General features: G+C 51.9%; 17 protein-coding genes. 10 read left to right on the top strand and 7 right to left on the bottom strand.

All coding sequences use genetic code 11. The features are described 5' to 3' along the window. Positions 1-17: 17 nt before the first annotated feature. Together EZV72_RS02620 and EZV72_RS02625 are read left to right on the top strand one after the other, a co-directional pair. Complete coding sequence (locus tag EZV72_RS02620) at positions 18-1,523, top strand: CYTH domain-containing protein (RefSeq protein ID WP_137165771.1); 1,506 nt, start codon at positions 18-20, stop codon at positions 1,521-1,523. A 36-nt stretch (positions 1,524-1,559) separates the two neighbouring features. Then, positions 1,560-2,639 carry a helix-turn-helix domain-containing protein gene (locus EZV72_RS02625; protein ID WP_137165772.1) on the top strand — a complete coding sequence of 360 codons (1,080 nt, stop codon included), beginning with the start codon at positions 1,560-1,562 and terminating at the stop codon, positions 2,637-2,639. Position 2,640: 1 nt separating this feature from the next. Here EZV72_RS02625 and mutH read toward each other — a convergent pair whose 3' ends face one another. Further along, positions 2,641-3,315: a DNA mismatch repair endonuclease MutH gene (gene mutH / locus EZV72_RS02630; RefSeq protein ID WP_137165773.1), complete on the bottom strand. Its 675-nt coding sequence runs from the start codon at positions 3,313-3,315 to the stop codon at positions 2,641-2,643. A gap of 174 nt (positions 3,316-3,489) precedes the next feature. On the opposite strand from mutH, the gene rppH reads away from it, so the two are divergent. From rppH to EZV72_RS02665, 7 genes are all read left to right on the top strand, one after another. Further along, a complete protein-coding gene (gene rppH / locus EZV72_RS02635; protein ID WP_137165774.1) occupies positions 3,490-4,023 on the top strand; it encodes an RNA pyrophosphohydrolase in 534 nt (177 codons plus the stop codon). Between the two features lie 36 nt (positions 4,024-4,059). Next, entirely contained in the window at positions 4,060-6,351 is a 2,292-nt protein-coding gene (gene ptsP / locus EZV72_RS02640) for a phosphoenolpyruvate--protein phosphotransferase (RefSeq protein WP_137165775.1), read from the top strand. A gap of 134 nt (positions 6,352-6,485) precedes the next feature. Then, complete coding sequence (locus EZV72_RS02645) at positions 6,486-7,292, top strand: sulfite exporter TauE/SafE family protein (protein WP_137165776.1); 807 nt, start codon at positions 6,486-6,488, stop codon at positions 7,290-7,292. Between the two features lie 3 nt (positions 7,293-7,295). Next, on the top strand, positions 7,296-8,117 hold the full coding sequence (lgt, locus tag EZV72_RS02650; protein ID WP_137165777.1) for a prolipoprotein diacylglyceryl transferase: 822 nt from the start codon (positions 7,296-7,298) through the stop codon (positions 8,115-8,117). After that, on the top strand, positions 8,114-8,947 hold the full coding sequence (locus EZV72_RS02655; RefSeq protein WP_137165778.1) for a thymidylate synthase: 834 nt from the start codon (positions 8,114-8,116) through the stop codon (positions 8,945-8,947). Before lgt ends, EZV72_RS02655 begins: the two co-directional genes overlap by 4 nt. An 11-nt stretch (positions 8,948-8,958) precedes the next feature. After that, positions 8,959-9,981, top strand: a complete 1,023-nt coding sequence (locus EZV72_RS02660) for a response regulator (RefSeq protein ID WP_137165779.1) — start codon at positions 8,959-8,961, stop codon at positions 9,979-9,981. Continuing rightward, a complete protein-coding gene (locus EZV72_RS02665; protein WP_137165780.1) occupies positions 9,978-10,934 on the top strand; it encodes a sensor domain-containing diguanylate cyclase in 957 nt (318 codons plus the stop codon). The genes EZV72_RS02660 and EZV72_RS02665 overlap by 4 nt, the downstream gene beginning before the upstream one ends. Here EZV72_RS02665 and EZV72_RS02670 read toward each other — a convergent pair whose 3' ends face one another. The 6 genes from EZV72_RS02670 to rapA form a co-directional block, all read right to left on the bottom strand. Further along, on the bottom strand, positions 10,935-13,124 hold the full coding sequence (locus EZV72_RS02670; RefSeq protein WP_137165781.1) for a response regulator: 2,190 nt from the start codon (positions 13,122-13,124) through the stop codon (positions 10,935-10,937). 55 nt (positions 13,125-13,179) lie between these two features. Next, on the bottom strand, positions 13,180-14,538 hold the full coding sequence (locus EZV72_RS02675) for an AmpG family muropeptide MFS transporter (RefSeq protein WP_137165782.1): 1,359 nt from the start codon (positions 14,536-14,538) through the stop codon (positions 13,180-13,182). Between the two features lie 74 nt (positions 14,539-14,612). Next, the gene (locus EZV72_RS02680) at positions 14,613-14,972 is read right to left on the bottom strand and encodes a hypothetical protein (protein WP_408640827.1); all 360 of its coding nucleotides are present in this window, start codon (positions 14,970-14,972) and stop codon (positions 14,613-14,615) included. Positions 14,973-15,089: 117 nt separating this feature from the next. Continuing rightward, positions 15,090-15,932, bottom strand: a complete 843-nt coding sequence (locus tag EZV72_RS02685) for a DUF3530 family protein (protein WP_137165783.1) — start codon at positions 15,930-15,932, stop codon at positions 15,090-15,092. A 75-nt stretch (positions 15,933-16,007) separates the two neighbouring features. Next, positions 16,008-16,718 carry a bifunctional tRNA pseudouridine(32) synthase/23S rRNA pseudouridine(746) synthase RluA gene (gene rluA / locus EZV72_RS02690; RefSeq protein ID WP_137165784.1) on the bottom strand — a complete coding sequence of 237 codons (711 nt, stop codon included), beginning with the start codon at positions 16,716-16,718 and terminating at the stop codon, positions 16,008-16,010. Then, complete coding sequence (gene rapA / locus EZV72_RS02695; protein ID WP_137165785.1) at positions 16,718-19,549, bottom strand: RNA polymerase-associated protein RapA; 2,832 nt, start codon at positions 19,547-19,549, stop codon at positions 16,718-16,720. Before rapA ends, rluA begins: the two co-directional genes overlap by 1 nt. A 301-nt stretch (positions 19,550-19,850) precedes the next feature. Here rapA and EZV72_RS02700 point away from each other — a divergent pair, with 301 nt between their 5' ends. Then, the gene (locus EZV72_RS02700) at positions 19,851-21,248 is read left to right on the top strand and encodes a PhoH family protein (protein WP_137165786.1); all 1,398 of its coding nucleotides are present in this window, start codon (positions 19,851-19,853) and stop codon (positions 21,246-21,248) included. Positions 21,249-21,251 lie beyond the last annotated feature (3 nt).

The raw sequence follows: 21,251 nt of genomic DNA on the forward strand, positions 1-21,251 counted from the left end.
CTAATGCGTCACCCTTCATGGCCGAAATTGAATTAAAATTTGTTACCCGCCAGGACTCCACGGAGGACTTTACCACAAAAGTTATCCCGGCATTAACCCAGCTTGGCATGTCTGTCAGCCAACCTCAGGTCATGCACCTGCAAAATGATTATTACGACACCCGCGAGCATGACTTTCAGCAGCACAAAATCGGCTTTCGGGTGCGGGGTAATAACGGCACCTTCGAACAAACCCTGAAAACCCAGGGGATAGTGCGCGGTGGTTTGCATGAGCGGGCGGAATACAATATTCCGCTGGACAACGACACGCCGGATTTGCGCCTGTTTGATGCCCAGGTCTGGCCCCGCGGTCTGGAGCCGGCGGCACTGAATGCTGTGCTGGAGCGCCAGTTTTCCACCAATTTTACCCGTACCGCGGTAGATGTCACGGTGGGGGATAGCGTGGTTGAGGTGGTGATGGATAATGGCGAAGCCACTACTGGCAAGACCCAGTCGCCTATCTGTGAAATTGAACTTGAACTGAAGCGTGGCGATCTACGGGTGATTTTTGATATCGCCGAGGTCATCAACAGTATTTTGCCGGTGCGCGTCAGTGACGTGTCTAAAGCTGCTCAAGGCTATGAATTACTGAACGGGATTGCGCCAACAGCTCGCCATCTGCCGGACTTTTTATCCTTGCACACTGATGTGTCTACTGAAAAAGCGTTTATTAAATCTGTGCAGGTGGCAGTACAGCACTGGCAGCATCATGAACATATGTTTATTCAGACCGGCTCGGTAAAAATGCTGGGCGAAGTCATGAATAGCCTGCGTCTGCTGTTACAGGCCGTATCACTGTATTTGCCGGTATTGCAGTGCAATCAGCTTTTAGAGTTGCATCAACAACTCATGAAATATCTGCCTCAGTGGCAATGGCAGGATGATTTGCAGAGTCTGCGTACCCTGGTGTCGAAAAAAAGCATGTTTGCTAAGTGCCTGACCCGCCATGGCTCGCTGCAAAGCTATTTGCAGGGGCGCAAAGCCGGGCTGATTCATGCCCATGATCCCGAAAGCCTGTTTTTTGCTACCGTATCTACCGATATCAAGCTGCGAGTTACCCGCCTGTTGGTTGAAAAACCGTGGCGCGAGCAGGCTAATAATGTGGATATGCCGGTTCTGGAGCACGCCAAGGGCTGGTTGACACAAGGCTGGCAAACCGTGCAGCAAAGTATGCCAACCGGACGTATCATGGCGCCGGCAAACTATGAATCGATTGAAATCGTGCTGCGTCAGACACTGTGGAACGGCTTTTTACTGGCCAGCCTGTTTAATAATGAAAGCGAGCGCTTCCGGGCGCCCTGGCTGGATATCCTGACTGGTATCGAAGAGCTTAAAGCCCTGATGATGCTACAGGCACTGGTGGACGAAGCCGCAGACGAAGAGTTTGCTGCCATCCATGACTGGATTAAGGAAAAAACCAGTAGTTTGATAAAAGTGATGGAACGCACCCGCCAGGTAGGGATGCAGGGCGATATTTACTGGTAGTAATGGAAATAAAACTGATGAACACAGGAAGGTGTAATGTTGCAGTCTAGTCCGTGGATAATGTATTGCCTGGGTGGTCTGGGACTGATTTGGCTCGGCTCGGGGGTATTATACTGGAGACACCGGCAGGAATTACCCGGCCAAACTCCGCTTTTAATTGCCCTGTGTTTCTGGCCGCTCATTCTGCTTGATGAAATCACCTCGGCCATTGGCGGCAGTGCGCTGCAGGGGTATGGTCTGACCGACTGGGTACCGGTACTGGTGATCACCTTGTTGTATCGCACCATCAAGCCGTCGGTGATTAAAAAGCGTGGGCCGAGCAAGTGGCTGCTGTGGGTACCGGTTACGGTGTGCATTATTTTGCAGATTCCGCTGGCACTAAGCGGTACGGCAGAAAAAGAAAGCCTGCTGATCAACGGGCCGATTGGGCACCCGCTGGATTACTGGCCGATATATACTATTTCAATGGTAAGCGGATTTTGCATGCTTATTATTGGCTTGTTGATAACCGAAACTGTGCAAAATTATCACCGCCATTTGTCTGACCAAGTGGTAGATCCGCAAGAATACCGCTTAAAATATATTGCCAGTGCGATGGGTATTACGGTCGGATTATCTGTGATTCTGATTTTACTGGTCACCGCTGTGACCTTTGGTTTTTTACCTATCGTGCAGTGGCAAAGCGGTTTTCATCTTATTCTGGCCACTACTTTGCTGGGGAGCCTGCTAGTGTTTATTTTTCCGCAGCGCACCGCGCCCTGTCCGCTGGATTACGATCGGCTGGATGAGCGTCAGGCCGAACAAGCGGCTATGCGTATGGCGATAGAGCAGGCTGAGCAGGTTATGCTGGAAACCCGGGCGTATAAAAAAGTTGGTCTGACGATTGATGAATTTGCGGCCCAGGCAAAACTGGATCCTACCTTACTGGCCATTGCCACCCATCTTCTGCTGAAAAAAGACTTTCGCCAGTTTGTGTATCACTACCGGCTGGAGTATGCCAAAAATGTATTGCTGCGTAGCGATGCCAATATCGCGGCGGTGGCTAAAAAGCTGGGTCTGCATTCAGAAAAATTTATGGGCGAGGTGCTGGTGAAGCATCTGCGTAATTTAGAATAAGCTAGCCAAATGCACTTGTCAGAATGCGCTGGGTGAAGGTTTTGCGCAGGTAAAACCCCCGGGGGCGGGTACGAATTTTTTGTCCTTCCGGTCCCAGTGCATCGGTCTGCACGCTGCCATTCGCGGCCTTGGGACGGATGTGCAACGCGTTGCCATGCCTGGCGGTAATCTGCTCTATCTGCCCCAGCACTATCATCTCAGTCAGTTCTTCCCAGTCTTTTTGCAGCAGGGCCTCTTCCTGTTCGTCCGGTCGCCACAGCAGAGCGTTGGCGACCCTGCGCTGGGCTACCGGAATTTTGCGGTCACCTTCCACCGGCAGCCATAATACCTGCGAGAGCTTATTTCTGACATTGCTGGTCTGCCAGCGGATTCCCGGCCGGTTTAACAGCGGCGCATAGCATACATAGGTGGTTTCAATGGGCTGCCAATGGGCATCAATGGGAACGGTTTTCAGCTCCACGCCCAGCTCAGGAAAATCCTGCTGCGGGCGTGAGCCGGCTGATGCGCCCAGCCACAATTCCAGCAGTTGCCCCTGCCAGCCTTTATGTCGCTGCAGGCTGGCCGGTACCTGAACACCGGCCAGCTCCGCCAGTTCGCCCAGTGATAAACCGGCAATTTGCTGGCAGCGGGCTAATAATTCATCAATGCTGGACGGGGGAAGCGAAGGTGGCTGCACGTCGGATCCTGTTACTCAAAAAGTTGATTCTACTGGCCTGGCGCGGTGTTTTTATCACTACGGTAAGGGGCCGGCTGTGGTTTGAAAATGGTCAAATACCATTAATACTTTGAATGGGCAACAGTTTATGGTCAAATGCTAGAATACAAAAATAAAGCGTGCCCGGGAGTCTAAGTGATAGATGCCGACGGATTCCGTGCGAATGTGGGCATAGTGATTTGCAACAAAAACGGTCAAGTATTTTGGGCAAGACGTTATGGTCAACATTCATGGCAGTTTCCACAAGGCGGAATTGATGAAGGGGAAACTGCAGAACAAGCAATGTACAGGGAGTTGCACGAAGAAGTAGGGCTACGACCCAAAGACGTTACCGTCCTTGGAGTTACCCGCAACTGGTTGCGATACAAATTGCCCAAGCGACTGATTCGCCAGGGCAGTAATCCGGTTTGTATAGGGCAAAAACAAAAATGGTTTTTATTGCAACTGGATTGCCAGGATAACGATGTTGACGTTCTGAAAACCGGTCATCCGGAATTTGATGACTGGCGCTGGGTGAGCTACTGGTATCCGGTTAGAAATGTGGTGTCGTTTAAACGGGATGTATACCGTAAGGTAATGAAAGAGTTTGCAGCTACCGCCATGACCGGCGCAGGTCGTGCTGAGCGCAATAATCATGCCCGCCGGCCGCGTAAACGACGCAGAGGATAACAGTAGGAGAACAATCAGGTGGCAAGCCAGGGCAGTATGCTTACAACACTTAAGCGCATCGTGCAGGAGATCACGCAGCTCCCGGCTTTGTCGCAGGCTCTGGCACGGCTGGCAACTCGCGTAAAACAGGTCATGGAGGTCGACTCCTGCTCGATTTACCTGGCAGACTACGAGCAGCAGGTGTTTGTACTCAAAGCCACCGACGGCCTGCACCCCGATGCTATCGATCAGGTTTTGATTGGTTTTTCCGAAGGCCTGATCGGATTGGTGGGCCAGCGCGAAGAACCGCTCAATATTGAAAATGCCCACGAGCATCCCCGCTTCAAGCACTATCCTGAGGTACATGAAGAAAACTACCGCGCTTTTTTAGGCACGCCCATCATACATCAACGAAAAGTGCTGGGTGTTATCACCATGCAGCAGTCGCAGAAGCGCTTTTTTGATGAAGATGAAGAAGCGTTTCTGGTTACACTGGCCGCGCAACTGGCATTGGAAATCACCAATGCGGATATTCGCGGCGCCCTGACTAATGCCAGCACGCCCAACAGCATACCGCAGCAGCGTAATGTAAAAGGGATTCCCGGCTCTCCTGGGCTTGCCATAGGGCGAGGTTTCTCCTCTGATTCTACAGTTGATTTGCGCCGTTTTTCGGTAAAACGGGCGACCGATCTGGCCCGTGAAGTTCAGCTTTATCGTCAGGCGGTAGAGATTACCCGTAAGCAGGTGGACGAATTATCCAGTCGCCTGGATGAGGGGATTCCCGATGACGTTAAAGCCATATTCCAGCTTTATCATCACCTTCTGGATGCCAACAGTCTGGGCCGGGAGGTCGAGGCTAAGATTCAGCAGCAGTGGTGTGCCGGCTCATCGCTGAAAATGGTGATTGAAGACTACGCGGCGCGTTTTCAGGCGATGGACGACCCGTACATGCAGGAGCGGGCCATCGATATCGTCGATTTATCAAATCGAATTCTGGCCAATATTTTACTGCAGACCAACGGTACCAAAAGTCAGCTGCGCAAAGCCACAGAAGATAGCATTCTGGTGGCTGAGGAAGTCTCTGCAACCATGCTGGCTGAATTTCCCCGCGAGTTCCTCAAAGGTATTATTTCCATTCGTGGCTCGAATAACTCCCACGCCGCTATTCTGGCCCGGGCAATGGGCGTGCCGGCGGTTATGGGGTGTCAGAATGTGTCGCCCAGCCTGCTTGAAGGCAAGGAAATTCTGCTGGACGGTTATGCCGGTGATGTCATCGTATCGCCAGAGCGCCATTATAAAAATGAGTTTGTGCATCTGGTGGCCGAAGAGGGAAGCCTGGCCGAAAAAATTGATGCTGAGTCTGATCAGCCCGCGCAAAGCCAGGATGGCTGTACCATGTCTTTATTGGTTAATGCCGGTCTGTCGGTGGAGGTGGAAACCGCAGCCCGCAGTCAGGGGAACGGAATTGGCCTGTATCGCACTGAAATTCCGTTTATGCTGCGCGAAAGTTTTCCGTCAGAAAAAGAACAGATTAAGCTTTACCGGGAAGTGCTGACCTGTGTTTCGCATCAGCAGGTGACCATGCGTACCCTGGATGTGGGCGGCGACAAACCCCTGCCATACTTTCCGATAAACGAAGAAAACCCGTTTCTGGGCTGGCGTGGTATCCGGCTAACGCTCGATCATCCGGATATTTTTCTGGTCCAGATCCGCGCCATGCTGAAAGCCAGTGTGGGGCTGACTAACCTGCAGATTTTGCTGCCGATGATAAGCTCGGTCAACGAAGTGCAGGAAGCCCAGCGCTTAATCAGTCAGGCGTTCCGTGAAGTCAGTGATGAGCTGCCCGCGGGCAGTGAGCCGCTACACCGGCCGCGAGTGGGGATCATGCTTGAAGTGCCCTCGGTGCTGTATCAATTGCCGCAGCTGGCCCGCCATGTCGACTTTTTCTCGGTGGGTAGTAACGATTTGACCCAGTATCTGCTGGCTGTTGATCGCAATAATACCCGGGTTGCCGGGCTATATAACAGCTATCATCCGGCCGTACTCAGTGCACTGTATGATATTGTAAAGCAGTCTGATGCCCAGCAAATTCCGGTGACCGTGTGTGGTGAAATTGCCGGCGAACCGGGCGGTGCCATTTTGCTGATGGCTATGGGGTATCGCCGCCTGAGCATGAATGCGCACAACATACGAAAAATCAACTGGGTGATCCGCAATGTCAGCCTGACTGAGAGCCAGGAGTTGCTAGCTTGTGCATTAACCGCCCACACCTACAGCGAAGTATTTGAACATATCAATCTGTACCTGGAAAACAAGGGACTTGGCGGGTTGGTCCGTGCCGGCTCCTAAGCCGGAACATCCAGCCAACCTGAGTAACCGTTGATTTATCAGCCTGTCTGTCTGCAAGCTTTCAATAGTGTGTTAATCTGGCTGCCGCTAATCGCAGTGCGAATCACTGCGCGCGAGATAAAAGGACGTAATTTATGGATCCGGTTACCATCGTCATGGTTGCCTGCCTGGCAGTAGGGGCAGTGGTTGGTTTACTCGCTGGCATGCTGGGTATTGGCGGCGGGCTGATTATTGTACCGGCCATTTCTTACTTGCTGGTACATGTTCAGCATATGGATACTGCTCTGGTGATGCCGATTGCCGTTGCCACATCGCTGGCCACGATTATTTTTACCGGCGCCTCTTCAGCGCTGGCGCACTACCGGTTAGGTAACATTGACCGCCAGCTGGTCAGCTGGTGTTCGGCAGGCATCGCCGTGGGCGCCACTTTAGGGGCGCAGGCAGCCAGTCATATGCCTGGCCATCTGCTTAAAGATATCTTTGCGGTGCTGGTGATACTGATTGCCGCCCAGATGATCTTTGGCCGGACATCAGCGTCTTCCTATCAGGCCGGCAAGGCTAGTCTGGTGGCAGTGGGAGGCGGCACGGGCTTTTTTAGTGCACTGATGGGCATTGGCGGTGGCGCCCTGTTGGTGCCACTGCTGGTCTGGTTGCAGGTTAACATTCGCAAGGCGATTGGCTGCGCTGCCTTCAGCGGACTGGTGATCGCGGTGTTTGGCACCGTCAGTTTTGTTCTGGCCGGACTGAACCGGCCCGGGTTACCCGACTGGTCGGTAGGGTATGTTTATTTGCCTGCATTAGCAGGTATTGTTGTCACTTCGGTATTTACTGCCAGCATCGGTGCAAAACTGGGGCAGCGTATGGATACCGGATTTTTAAAAAAAATACTGGCCGGGCTTCTGGTGCTGGTCAGTATTCGAATGATTGCAGGAATTGAATAAACCATGGTGGAAAATAGTTTTCTGGTTTTTCCTAACATCGACCCGATAATTTTTAGTCTCGGGCCGTTGCATGTACGTTGGTATGGGCTGATGTATCTGGTGGGCTTTGTGGCAGCTTATTTACTGGCGCACAAACGTCTGGAGAATACCAGCTGGAGCAAAGAGCAGCTCAGCGACCTGCTGTTCTGGAGCTTTGTGGGGGTGATTTTAGGCGGCCGTATCGGTTACGTGTTGTTTTATCAGTTTGAACTGTTTCTGGCAGAACCTGCCTATCTGTTTAAAATCTGGGCCGGGGGCATGTCCTTCCACGGCGGATTAATCGGTGTGCTGGTGGCCATGTACTGGCGGGCCAGAAAAATGAACAGCACCTTTTTGCAGGTGGGTGACTTTGTGGCCCCGCTGGTGCCGATTGGTCTGGGCGCCGGCCGCATTGGTAACTTCCTGAATGCCGAACTGTGGGGGCGCACCACCGATGTTCCCTGGGCAATTATTTTCCCCAACGCGGGCAATGTGCCGCGCCATCCGTCACAACTATACGAATTCGCCCTTGAAGGGGTATTGCTGTTTATCATACTCTGGCTATATTCGGCCAAGCCTCGACCTGTCGGGGCTGTTAGTGGTCTGTTTTTGCTGGGGTACGGCGCTTTCCGTTTCATCGTTGAATTTTTCCGTGAGCCTGATGCACACCTGGGTCTGTATGACATTGGTCTGAGTCAGGGACAAATGCTGTGTATTCCTATGATTGGACTGGGCCTGTGGCTGATGGTGCGCGCCTATCGCCAGCAATCTACTGTGACAACGAACAACCAGAGCAATAAAGCATGAAAGAGTATTTAACCCTGATGCGGCACGTCCGCGACAATGGATTTAAAAAAGAAGACCGGACAGGGACCGGCACGCTCAGTGTGTTCGGCTATCAAATGCGATTTAATCTGGCCGAGGGATTTCCCCTGGTCACGACCAAAAAATGTCATCTTAAGTCGATTATTCACGAGCTGTTGTGGTTTTTAAATGGCGATACCAATATCGGCTATCTCAAAGAGCACGGCGTAAAAATATGGGATGAGTGGGCCACCGAAGAGGGTGAGCTTGGGCCAGTTTATGGCGCGCAGTGGCGCAGCTGGCCCACACCTGATGGCACTACTATTGATCAGATTGCCCAGGTTGTGGAACAGATTAAAACCAATCCCGACTCCCGGCGTCTGATTGTCAGTGCCTGGAACCCGGCTGTGCTGCCAGACACTGGCATCTCACCCAGCGCGAATGCCGCGCAGGGTAAACAGGCCTTACCGCCATGTCATACTATGTTTCAGTTTTATGTGATTGACGGACGTTTGTCCTGTCAGCTATATCAGCGCAGTGGCGATATCTTTTTAGGTGTACCGTTTAATATTGCCAGCTACGCCCTGCTAACCATGATGGTGGCGCAGGTCTGCGACCTGGAGCCCGGCGATTTTATTCATACGCTGGGCGATGCGCACTTATATCTGAATCATCTGGAGCAAACCGATTTACAGTTAAGCCGAACGCCTTATGCGCGGCCGGTAATGAAAATTAATCCGGCAGTGAAGGACATTTTTGGTTTTACCTATGAAGACTTTACATTAGCGGATTATCAGGCCCACCCGCATATCAAGGCACCGGTCGCAATATAGGAAGTAGAATTATGAGCACTCCGGTACTCATCTGTGATGACTCAGCCTTCGCCCGTAAGCAAATGGCTCGCTCCATACCTGATGGCTGGGATGTTTCCCTGTCATTTGCCAGCGACGGTAAGCAGGCGCTGGAGTTGATTAGACAGGGCAAAGGAGACGTGGTTTTTCTGGATTTGAATATGCCGGTGCTGGACGGCTATCAGACCATGGAAGCGATTCGCGCCGAAGACCTGCCTTGTGTTGTCATTGTGGTGTCCGGGGATGTTCAGCCTGAAGCCCGTAAACGTATGCTGAACCTGGGGGCACTGGAATTTATCCGCAAGCCCATGGACAATCAGAAGCTGACGAGTCTGCTTAAAGAGTATGGTCTGTACAGTGGCGTGGCCTCGGCGCACGAGCGCCAGCAGGAAGTGGCCAGTCCGGCTGGTAATGAAGATGACTACATTGACGCCTACCGGGAGTTGGTGAATGTGGCCATGGGACGCGCCGGTGAAAAGCTGGCCCGGTTACTGGGCGAGTTTATTGATTTACCTATTCCCAATGTTAATCTTATTGAAAGCAATGAACTGCATATGGCCATCGCTGATATTAACCGTAATGATCAGGTTTCGGCGGTATCCAAAGGGTTTGTCAACGCAGGCATTAAAGGCGAAGCCCTGGTGATTTTCAATGACACTAACACCCAGCCGATTCTGGAAATGCTGCAGTATGATACCAATCAGCATTCAGAGCAGTTGCAGTTAGAAGCGTTGATGGATGTCTCAAACATTCTGACCGGCGCTTGTCTCAATGCACTTTCTGATCAGCTCAATGTGAATTTCAGCCACAGTCAGCCTATTTTACTGGGCCGTCACCGGGGATTGGAAGTGCTGCTCAACGACAATATTTCACGCTGGAATAAAATTATGGCTGTGGAAATAGGCTATTCGATTAAATCCCGGGATATTGGTTTTGATCTATTGCTGCTGTTTCCCGATGAAGCCATGGATAAAATTTACAGTCGTCTGGTGACCGGCGAGGAGGCGCTTGCATGAATATGGATAACGTTGCAACGCTGCACTGGCAGCAGGATCTACTCAGTTCACTGGAAGTGGGTATTGTGGTGCTTGACCGCCACTTTACGGTTCAGGTGTGGAATCAGTTTATGGAAAACCATTCTGATATCCGGCCCAGCCAAATTATCGGTAGCAACCTGTTTGGCCATTTTGATGAAATTAACGAAGGCTGGCTCAAAGCTAAGGCCGAGCCGGTATTTAACCTGCAAAGCCCGGTGTTTTTGATCTGGGAGCAGCGCCCGTATCTGTTTCACTTCGGGTCTAACCGGCCTATCACGTCAGACTCCACCCATATGTACCAGAATGTCACCATGTTTCCGTTAAGTGATGCCGATGGCACCGTGCAGCGGCTGTGTATGCTGGTTTATGATGTGACGGATCAGGCGATTGGCAAACTGCGGGTGGATCGACTTAACGATGAACTGAAATACATGAGCCGGGTAGATGGCCTGACCGGGCTGTACAACCGACGCTACTGGCAGGAGCGCTTTGATAATACCTTCAAGCTGGCTCGTCGCCGTGAGCAGCCGGTGACCGCGATGATGCTGGATATCGATCATTTCAAAAAAATTAATGATGCCTACGGCCATCAGGCTGGAGACAAGGTCATTCAGGCACTGTCCTCAATTTTACAGCAAAGTGTGAGGGAAACCGACCTGGCCGGTCGTTATGGCGGTGAGGAGTTTGCTGTGGTGTTGTCTGACAGTACTGCTGATACATCTTTACTGGTGGCAGAACGTATTCGCAGCGCCGCAGAGAGTATGCAGGTAGAGCACGAAGGGCAGGCCATTACCTTTACGGTCAGCCTGGGGCTGGCAGAGTTTAACCGTGAATACAGTTCAGCCATGTTGTGGCTTGAACAGGCCGATATGGCTTTGTATGATGCCAAGCACAACGGCCGTAATCAGGCTCGTGTCGCCGCGATCGCCTGATTAGCCAGGCAGCAGCGCCTGGCGAATAGTATTGTACAATTCCTGATAGCTTACCGGTTTTACCAGGTGATAGCGGATATGCGCCGCCCGGGTGGCTTCTTTATCGGTTTCAAAAGCATTTGCTGTCACCGCCACCATTGTGGCAGCACAGCCCTGCTGGCGTAAACGACGAGCCACCTCAATTCCACTGAAATCAGGCAGGTTAATGTCCAGCAATATGACATCAAACTGCTGGCGCTGGCATAGGGTCAGCGCTTCTTCGCCGTTGGCGGCAGCTTTTATGTTGAAGTTCATCGTGGTTAGCATGTTTTGCATCAGTTCGCGATTTATCGGTTCATCTTCAACTATCAGAACGCTGGCTTGCCGGGTTGTCTGCACTGGCTGTGTATCGGTGGCCAGATGCCTGATAGCGTCAGCAAAACGTTCCTGATCAATCGGTTTCACAAAGGTCTGCCATACTGGCAGACGGGTATGGCTGGCCAAATTGGCAATGGCTGGTGTGGCTGAGACAAAGATAATCGGTGGTACTGCATCGGCGTACATGGTCTGTAAATTGGCTGACAGTTCAGCGCCGGATAACCCGGGCATAAAGAAATCCAGTATCAGAGCCTTATACTGACTGATGTTATCCTGCCGGGTGAGTAGTTCGGTGCCTGAGGCAAAGGTGTCCACCTCATAACCCAGACCGGTGATGATATTGGCCAGATGCAGTCTGGATATCTCCATATCATCGATAATGGCAAATCTGACCGTACCGACTGGTGTACTTTGAGGGCGTGTGGCAAGCGGAGCGGCTTCTTTGAGCGGCATGGTCAGCACAAACCGGCTGCCGCGAATCTGCCGGCCTTCCACGGTCAGGCTGCCACCGTGCGAGGTAATCTGATGGCGGGCAACTGACAGCCCGATTCCCATACCGCTGATGTGATGGTCTGCGGCGTACTGGCCCTGTACAAAGGGATTAAAAATGGTGTCCTGTTCTGCCTCAGGAATACCCGGACCGGTGTCTGAGACAGTGATACGCAGTGCCAGCCGGCGCCGCTCTGGCTTGACTGAAACCTTAATAATCACCTCACCAAATTCGGTATATTTGATGGCATTATCCACCAGGTTTTTCAACGCCTTGGAGATGGCTTCTGCCGGCCCGCAGACAAACCGGGGCAGCGTACCCTGACATTTTATCGACAGGTGTAACTCTTTCTGGCGAGCCTGGTAAACAAAGGGGCCGACGGCGTCATCGATGACCTTGACCAGATCAAAGGTATCAACCCCGGACGTGGGGTGACTTTCAGAGTCGCTCATAGAATCAATCAGGTTGCCTGACAGATGTAACAGACGGTAACAGGAATGCTCTGCTTTACTGATCAAATCGGCCTGCCTGGTCTGACTGTGGGGAAGTAGCTCAAGGGCCCCGATAACGGCCGCCAGTGGCGAGCGCAGTTCATGGCTCATCCGGGTCAGAAATTCTGCCTTAGCTTTGGCTGCAGCACTGGCTTGTGCGCGCTGCCGGCTGGCATCAAACCGCGCATCGGTCGCTTCGCGGTAATGTTTAAATACTAAATTTTCAAGTGGCTTGAAGAGCTTAAACACACTCAGTAGCATCGCGGTAAGAATGAGCAGGTAAACCATAAATGAAAACTGTCGGTTGTCCGTAATAGCATTCGTCAGGTTCTGCTCAAACAGCCGTACAGAGGTATCCAGCATGCTGAGCAGTTCCTTAAGCTCCTCATAAGTCGGAGGGGGAGGTATAGGGGTGTTCGGACGGCTTTCAGCAATCCGTACAGCCCGTTCGGCAAACAGTTTGACCTGAATATCTAACGGCTGACGATCACCAAAATAATGTGCATCCAGCTCATTGGTCAGTCTGTTATGACTGCCATCATCAAAAGCTTTGCTACCAATCAGGCGCTCATGGTCTGTTGCCAGCATCAGGGCCAGTGCTTTTAGCTCGTTTTTTAACGGTCGCCGTTTGGCTTCATTCGATTCGTAATAAATTGAGGTATGCAACAAGGCAATGCGCTGCGACAACATACGCTGTTTACCGGCGATATTAATCACCGTTGGCTGCAAATCCAGGCTTTGCAGCAGGTAGTGGTTATAGGCAAAAAAAATGGTGGTGAGCAGGGCAATCACCCCGATGGCAATAATGTAGGTACGGCTAATTAATGCCCGGAGCTGTTTTGCTGAAACCATAGATACACACTACTTTTTTTATTTAGATCAAAGATAGAGTGAATCTGTCAGTTTGTCAGCTTATTTGGGGGTCGCTGACTTTTTTCTCTGCGCTGGCGATGTCTTGCTTTAAGTGCCGTAGTACCAGTAAGCCGGGAAGGACCATGACAGCAGTAATAATAAAAAACAAACTCCAGTTGCCGCCCATCATATCGACCATCCAGCCACTACCTGAAGCCAGGGTATTTTTGCCCGCTACACTGAGCGAGGCCATCAGCGCATACTGTGAAGCCGAAAATGCCCGGTTACACATCAGGCTGATAAACGCGACCATGGCCACCGAGCTCCAGGCCGAGGTGAACCCGTCCACCACGATGGTGGCTGCAAACAGGGTAGTGTCCGGCCCAACCTGCGCAATCCAGGCAAACATCAGGTTACTGGCCGCCATGGCGAACCCGGCAATCATCAGCCCCCGGTAAATACCGTAGCGAATATTGACCATGCCACCGATAATCGAAAAAACAATCGATACCCACCAGTTGAGTAGTTTGGAATAATAACCGATGTCTGAATTACTAAAGCCGATTTCTTTATAAAAGACGACACTCATCCGGCCTAGAAAGGCTTCACCCAATTTAAACAGGAAGATAAACAGCAGAATAGAAACTGCAATCCGCACCCCGCTGCGATTGAAAAACTCACGAAACGGTTCAATCAGTGTCACTCCCAGCCAGGCAATTATAGCACTACCGGTGGTACGGGCATGACCGGTTGCCTGCTGGTAGCGGGCAAACGCCGCCTTCTGCTGAGCGCTGCGATCCACCTGCGGCTCTTTAGCCATCAGGGTAAACAGCGCAATGACGCCCATCAGGGCGCCAAGCAGCAGGTAGATGTCAGGCCAGCCTGTGCCGGGCTGGTCAGCCACAATAAACGGAATGGCACCTAACCCGCCGTAACCGGTCCACCAACCTGCCGTGGCCAGTGAGGAGGCGGCGGATAACTGGTCTTTTTCGTGATCAGCGATAATGTCGATACGGTATGCATCAATGGCAATATCCTGCGTGGCAGAGAAAATAGCGATCAGCAGCCCAATTAGCGCCATAAAGTATAGGTTGTTTGTCACATCCAGCTGGGCCATCAGCAAGCAGCATCCGGCAATGGCCAGTTGCATGGCCAGAATCCAGCCGCGCCGTAATCCCAGCCAGGGCAGACGTATCCTGTCTAAAAGCGGTGACCATAAAAAATTTACGGCATACACATTAAAGATGATGCCGAACAGACCGATACCAGCCCGGGACAAGCCTTCGTCAGACAGCCATGCCGTTATTACTGAGCCGATCATGACAAACGGAAAGCCACTGGAAATACCAAACAGGAAAACGCTCAGCAGGCGCTTATCCTGAAAAACACGAAACGTATTAGCTAATGAAGACATGCCGGATAAACTGTTGAGGAAAAGATGATAAAGAGAGGGATACGACAGGCGTCGGCATCCACTGCGACAATGACTTAAGGACGAATACCTACGCAATCAGACGGATACTGACCCTGACCTTCCAGAAAGGTGGCACAGCGCTGAAGCTCATCAACCAGCTCGTCATCAAACATTAACCGTTCGGCATCCCAGAAGTGCATCTGATGCAGCATATGCCAGAAGGCGCGCTCTTTGTCGGTGTAGGGCTGGTCCAGATCGTAATCCACCTGACTCCATTCCTCCAGGATATCCCAGAAGAACAGTTCTAGCTCTGCATACACAACCTGGTTACCCCAGAAACCTCTTAGGTAGTAACACAGCTGTTGCGCTTTTTCGTCGATAAAGGTGTTAACTTTCACTGAGCTGTTATTGGCGGCTTGGTTATTTTTATCCAATTATAGTTACAATCTGCGCATTTTCATCCTGAACTATAGTAAAACAAACACTGCCTTGAATTACTAGTGAAAATAGTTTTTATTTCGTATTTTTTCTGACCAGGTTGAGAGTATTCATTACCACCCCAGATGTCGCGTCCAGCCATAGATTTGTTTGCTTAGCTGGTTGGCAAACACTGACGTAATGGCGCTGTGTCCACCCAGATCAGTGGCCATTTCACGTTGCCGGTAGTGCATTTTCAACGCGGTGGTTGCCTGACGCCGGCGCAGCAGACGGGTTTGCTGTTCCCAGCGATTGTTAATTGCGCCGGTAATATCCAGTAGCGGAGATGTGGTGGCCTTAACCAGCGAGGCCAGTTGCCGGTTGGTAGTATTGTCGGGCCAGAACGGCGTGATGGTTACAAGGGTATCGGGCGGGGCAATGCGATCTTCTGCATTAAGCTTAATCAGTTGGGCTGCGGTCATGCCCTGAGCAATAATCATCCGGTAACCAGGCACATCGGCTATCTGCTGGTTGAGCGCGTTGAGCAGCAAGGTGATATGGGTTTCGGTGGCATTGGCATCCAGCCAGCTGGTGGTACTGTCAGTGTATTGATCCGGCTGCGCAGCGTCTTTATCTGCGGCAAGCGGGGCACCGTTGAGGGCCGGGCTGAGCACCAACAAGGTTTGCCAGCCCCAGCGGTTCATTCGGGCAGCCAGGGTTTCGGCGGCGTGCAAGGTAAGCCCCTGATAGCCAGGCTCAATTAAAATAATGGCAATGCCCCGTTCCAGCGCAATGGTGGCGGGTTGACGAACCGCGGTCACCGGCAGTTCGCCGGCCATCACCGATACAATGTCCCGGTCGCTGTAGCGGGCTGCCAGGTCCTGTTGTAAAGAGTAGGCCCAACCGCTGGCCGCACAGGCCCACAAGCTCAGTGCCACACAGCAACTCACCCCGCGCCGCCACGTCTGTAAAACCATAACCAATATTCCTCATGTGTCTGATAAGCATATCGGCGATTAACGTATTTACTTAATGGCAGGGGGCAAAATCACTTATGCGTCAACATACTCGGGTACGGTGAGCGGGTCGGGCTCATAATCAGTAAAGGGAATGGGCGTAACAAAATGGCACCACTGGTGCGACGTCGGATGCCGGATAATCAGCGTCTGTGCATGCAGCTGTAGCCGGCTCGCGGCGGCCTTGGCGTGCTCGTCGGCGTACAGGCGGTCACCCAGAATCGGGTGTCCTAAAGCCAGCATATGCACGCGCAACTGATGTGAGCGGCCGGTGACGGGTTTAAGCGCGACCAGGGTTTCGTGCTCACTGTGCCGGATGACAGTGTAGTAGGTCAGCGATGGTTTGCCCTTGTCGTGATCGACCATTTGTTTTGGCCGGTTTGGCCAGTCACAAATCAATGGCAAATCCACCATGCCTGAAGGCTGTCGCATGCATCCGCTGACCCTGGCAAAGTAGCGCTTCTGGGTCTGACGACTGGCAAACTGGTCGGATAAATAACGGTGGGCTGGCTTGTTCAGCGCCATGATCATAACCCCGGAGGTCGCCATATCCAGCCGGTGAACTACCGTGGCGGTAGGAAACACCTTTTGCATCCGGGTGATCAGCGCATCTTTGTGGGCCGGGGCTTTGCCCGGCACACTCAGCAGCCCGCTGGGTTTATTGGCCACCACAATGTCGTCATCCTGATAAAGAATACTCAGATATGGCGACATGGGCGGGTTGTAAATAAACGACGGATTTGGCATCAGGGGTTATTCACCACAATACGCAGCGCATCAAGCTGAACATCGGCTTTATCAAATACCGCTTCCAGTTGTGTCATCTGCTCGTGGATAAACGCAATTTCGGTATCCCGGATGGCCGGGTTCTGCGCCTGCAATTCACTCAACCGGCGAGCTTCATCGCCCAGGGTTTGCTGCATTTGCTGACGGGCTTCTGCCAGGGTTGCCTTAGCCTCGTCTGAGGCCAGCTTGCGGGCCGTCTCAATTTGTTTGGAAACCGGATCTTTTAGCGCCTGCACCAGTTGCTGACCAATCTTTTTGTTAGCCCGACGGGTTTTGTTAAAGGTAATGTCGGTTTTTTCACCCTGAGCATCAATACACAGCTTGATTGGGGTGGCAGGTAAAAAGCGTCCGGCCTGCAGGTGCTTAGGTGCATTAATACTTAATACAAACAAGGCTTCGAGCCAGTACGCCCCTTTGGGCAGCTCGCGGTCAGCAATAAAGCCCAGGCTGGCTTTACCTACAGTCTCGGTCAGAATAAGGTCAACCGCGTTATGCACCAGCGGGTGGTCCCAGCTTAAGTAGTGCACATGCTCAAGGGTGGTGGCAACACGGCGGCGGAAGGTAACGGTCATACCGTCCGGGTCAAGCCCGGGCAGATTGTTAACCATTGATTCACCCGGCGTCAGGATATAGCACTCATTGCCTTTGTCTTCCTGATTAACGCCAATGGCATCAAACATCCAGGCCATAAATTCAGGCAGCTGGCTGCCGGCATCTTCCATCACGATATCGCCGACTAACTCTTCCACTTTACCCTTACCAGAGGCATTAAGTTCCAGCAAACGGTCACGGCCTTCGTCCAGCTGCTTTTTCAGCGCCTGGTTCACCGTACTGGTCGTCTCGATAAGCGATTGCAGGGTATCGGTATCTTCTGGTGTCAGCAGGCTGTTAACCAGTTGGTCCTCAACCTGTTCAAACACGCCTGAGCCGGTCGGGCAGGTATGGGTGAACGCATTAAGCCCTTTATCGTACCATTCAACCAGCACAGCCTGACTGGAGTCTTCCAGATACGGTACATGAATCTGAATATCTTTTTTCTGTCCAATCCGATCCAGACGGCCAATGCGCTGCTCGAGCAAATCCGGCGTCATCGGTAAATCGAACAATACCAGATGGTGGGCAAACTGAAAGTTACGACCTTCACTGCCAATTTCACTGCACAGCAGGACTTGAGCACCGTCTTCCTCGTCAGCAAAAAAGTGCGCTGCTTTGTCCCGCTCAACAATACTCATGCCTTCATGAAACACAGTGTGGCGAATACCGGTACGCAGGCGAATAGCCTCGCCCAGCTGCTGGGCTGTGCGGGCGCTGGCACAAATCAGCAGCACTTTTTCCGGTTTTACCGAGGGCAGGAAATTCAGCAGCCAGTCAACGCGCGGGTCCAGATCGGTCCAGCTATCAACCAGCTCAGGCTGACGTTCCGGAAACAGAGCGGCCTCCAGATCATCATAATTGCTTTCCAGCAGGTCCTGATACACATCCGGTAACGGCAGGGGATGGGTATGCAGTTCACGCACCGGGAAGCCGGTAATGTTAGCCCGCCGGTTTCTGAATAGCAGGCGACCAGTTCCATGGCGGTCAATCAGGCGGTGCAGCAGGGCATGGCGGCTGTCTTCATCGGCCAGATCGCCTACTGTCTGCATGCTCTGCGGTGCAACCTTTTCAAGATGTGCTTGCTGGGCATCAGTCAGTGCTTCATTGTTTAACAGCGGCGTAACTGCTTCAGCCAGTTCACTGTAATGCTGCTCTTCTTCTAAAAAAGCGTCATAGCTGTGAAAGCGGGCTGAATCAAGCAGGCGCAAACGGGCAAAATGACTTTCATGACCTAACTGGTCCGGCGTTGCGGTTAACAGCAGCACGCCGGCAATTTGTTGAGCCAGAGATTCAATACACTGATAGTCAGCAGAGGGCGCATCGGCTGACCAGGCCAGATGATGGGCTTCATCCACCACCAGTAAATCCCATTGAGCGGCCAGTGCCTGTTGCTGGTGCTTTGGATTGTCACGCAGAAAATCCAGACTACACAGTACCAGCTGCTCCTGTTCAAACGGGTTTTCATCTGCATCATCAACGGCTTCACAGCGACTGGTATCGAAGATGGAAAATGGCAGGTTGACCCGGCGCAGCATTTCTACCAGCCATTGGTGAACCAGAGAGTCTGGCACGACAATCAGTACCCGCTCAGCCCGGCCGGTTTTGATTTGCTGGTGAATGATAAGCGCAGCCTCAATGGTTTTGCCCAGTCCCACTTCATCTGCCAGTAGTACCCGGGGCGCATAACGGCGGCCGACTTCTGAGGCAATGTGAAGCTGATGTGGGATCAGTTCAATCCGTGCTCCGGCCAGACCGATAATGGACGAGCGCTGATACTCGCTCATCTGGTCAAAGGCTTTCAGACGCAGATCAAACCATTTAGGAATATCGTGCTGCATGCTGAACAGTCGGCGCTCAGGCTGGTTCAGCTGAATCTGATGGTCCAGCAGGGCTTCAGATAACTTGGTCTGCTCACCTGTGTCGGTGCGGGTACCGTGATAAATAATACCGCCCTTGGACTCCTGCAGCGCTTCAATTTCAAGCGCCCAGCCTTCCTGGCTTTTGATTTTTTCACCGACAGCGAATGTCAGGCGGGTCAGGGGAGCATCTGATTTAATGTATTTACGGCTTTCGCCTGTCGCCGGGAAAAAAACTTCGACCGAACGGTTGTCATGGTTAATGACTGCGCCTAATCCTAGCTCCGATTCCGTATTACTTAGCCAACGCTGACCGACTGCGTATTCGCTTACTGAACTCATGTTTTTCTAGTCGCTTTATTAAAAGGGGCGGTATTGTACTTATCCACTCCCGCCGAATAAAGTTTACTTTCATCTGTAAAGAGGAAAAAGCCCGATTATCGTCTGGCGGGCAAGATTAAAGGGCCAGTATGACGAAAAATAAAAGCAGAAAAAATTCGTGCGTACGGTGAAAAACTGGATTATGGTGAAAGTGTGAGGCAATGCGACACGGAACTGGTCGTTTTCTTCGGCCGGTAGTGTTTGCATGGTCTGTTGCACGTCAGCAGTTCAGACGGCTTGGTTTTAATTACCGGAGTGAAGGATGCCAAGAAAAAAATCCAGTGACACCAAAATCTACGTCCTCGACACCAACATTCTGCTACACGAACCTTTCGCTTTTCTCTCGTTTAAAGAACATGATGTGGTTGTACCAATGACCGTATTGGAAGAACTCGACTACATTAAAGACAGCAAAAAAGATGTTGCCCGGGATGCGCGCGTATCCATTCGGGCTATGGAGGATTTGCTTCACGATGCCACGCCTGAAGATATGCTGGCCGGGGTCAGCATGGAAGGCTTGGGGGCGGGCAAAGACGCGCCAACCGGTGCGTTATCAATTTTTACCGACCTGACCATGACGGAAACCCAGCAGGTATTTACCAGTAATGAGAACGACAACCGTATCATTAATCTGGCCCTGCATCTGCAAAAAACCTACGCACCGCAGCAGGTGGTGCTGGTGACCAAAGACCTGAACATGCGCCTGAAAGCCAAAGGCGCTGGATTGGCTCATGTGGAGGATTACCGAACCGATCAGCTCATCAGTGACATTAAGTATCTGTCTCGCGGATACCATGAGTTTAAGGGTAATTTCTGGGAAAATGTTAAATCAGTGGAAAGTCGTACAGAAGGGAGGGACACCATTCATACGATTGCCCGTAGCGTACTGCCTGAAGCTTATGTGAATGAGTTTCTGCTTGATGATACCCGGCAGTTTGCCGGGCTGGTCGAGTCGATGGATGATGACCACCTTGAAGTGCTGGACCTGGGCTACGAGCGGTTGATGGGACGGCATGCCTGGGGGATCAGTCCAAAAAGCATTGGCCAGGCGATGGCGCTGCACAGTCTGCTGGATCCGCACATTGATCTGGTAGTGCTGACCGGTCCGGCCGGTAGCGGTAAAACATTGCTGGCGCTGGCTGCGGCGCTGGAAATGGTGGTTGAGAAAAACATGTACGACAAAATCATCGTGACCCGCAGCACACCGGAGATTGCTGAGTCAATTGGCTTTCTACCGGGCACCGAAGAGGAAAAAATGGCACCGTGGCTGGCGGCCATTACCGACTCGCTCGAAGTGCTGCATAAACACGATGAAAATGCCAAAAGCTCCATGAATTACATCATGGAAAAAGCCAATATTCAGTTTAAATCGGTCAACTTTATGCGTGGACGCAGCATCCAGAACTCGATTGTCATTCTGGATGAATCGCAGAACCTGACCGCCTCGCAGCTCAAAACCATCATTACCCGTTGTGGTGAAGGCACCAAGCTGATTTGCAGCGGGAACCTGGCGCAGATTGACAGTAATTATCTGTCGCCGGTGACCTCGGGACTGACGTATCTGGTGGAGAAATTTAAAAACTTTTCAGGTAGCTCAACCATCAATCTGGAAGGCGTAGTGCGCTCCCGACTGGCGCAGTTTGCCGAAGAGCAGATGTAGTTT

It is taken from the genome of Salinimonas lutimaris (genome assembly GCF_005222225.1).
In the GTDB taxonomy this organism is placed as follows: Bacteria; Pseudomonadota; Gammaproteobacteria; order Enterobacterales; family Alteromonadaceae; genus Alteromonas; species Alteromonas lutimaris.

Excerpts from the sequence above, each read along its gene's own strand:
- EZV72_RS02620 (WP_137165771.1), top strand. The coding sequence starts at position 18 with ATGGCCGAAATTGAATTAAAATTTGTTACCCGCCAGGACTCCACGGAG.
- EZV72_RS02625 (WP_137165772.1), top strand. The coding sequence starts at position 1,560 with ATGTTGCAGTCTAGTCCGTGGATAATGTATTGCCTGGGTGGTCTGGGA.
- ptsP (WP_137165775.1), top strand. The coding sequence starts at position 4,060 with ATGCTTACAACACTTAAGCGCATCGTGCAGGAGATCACGCAGCTCCCG.
- EZV72_RS02645 (WP_137165776.1), top strand. The coding sequence starts at position 6,486 with ATGGATCCGGTTACCATCGTCATGGTTGCCTGCCTGGCAGTAGGGGCA.
- lgt (WP_137165777.1), top strand. The coding sequence starts at position 7,296 with ATGGTGGAAAATAGTTTTCTGGTTTTTCCTAACATCGACCCGATAATT.
- EZV72_RS02655 (WP_137165778.1), top strand. The coding sequence starts at position 8,114 with ATGAAAGAGTATTTAACCCTGATGCGGCACGTCCGCGACAATGGATTT.
- EZV72_RS02660 (WP_137165779.1), top strand. The coding sequence starts at position 8,959 with ATGAGCACTCCGGTACTCATCTGTGATGACTCAGCCTTCGCCCGTAAG.
- EZV72_RS02665 (WP_137165780.1), top strand. The coding sequence starts at position 9,978 with ATGAATATGGATAACGTTGCAACGCTGCACTGGCAGCAGGATCTACTC.
- EZV72_RS02670 (WP_137165781.1), bottom strand. The coding sequence starts at position 13,124 with ATGGTTTCAGCAAAACAGCTCCGGGCATTAATTAGCCGTACCTACATT.
- EZV72_RS02675 (WP_137165782.1), bottom strand. The coding sequence starts at position 14,538 with ATGTCTTCATTAGCTAATACGTTTCGTGTTTTTCAGGATAAGCGCCTG.
- EZV72_RS02685 (WP_137165783.1), bottom strand. The coding sequence starts at position 15,932 with ATGGTTTTACAGACGTGGCGGCGCGGGGTGAGTTGCTGTGTGGCACTG.
- rluA (WP_137165784.1), bottom strand. The coding sequence starts at position 16,718 with ATGCCAAATCCGTCGTTTATTTACAACCCGCCCATGTCGCCATATCTG.
- rapA (WP_137165785.1), bottom strand. The coding sequence starts at position 19,549 with ATGAGTTCAGTAAGCGAATACGCAGTCGGTCAGCGTTGGCTAAGTAAT.
- EZV72_RS02700 (WP_137165786.1), top strand. The coding sequence starts at position 19,851 with ATGCCAAGAAAAAAATCCAGTGACACCAAAATCTACGTCCTCGACACC.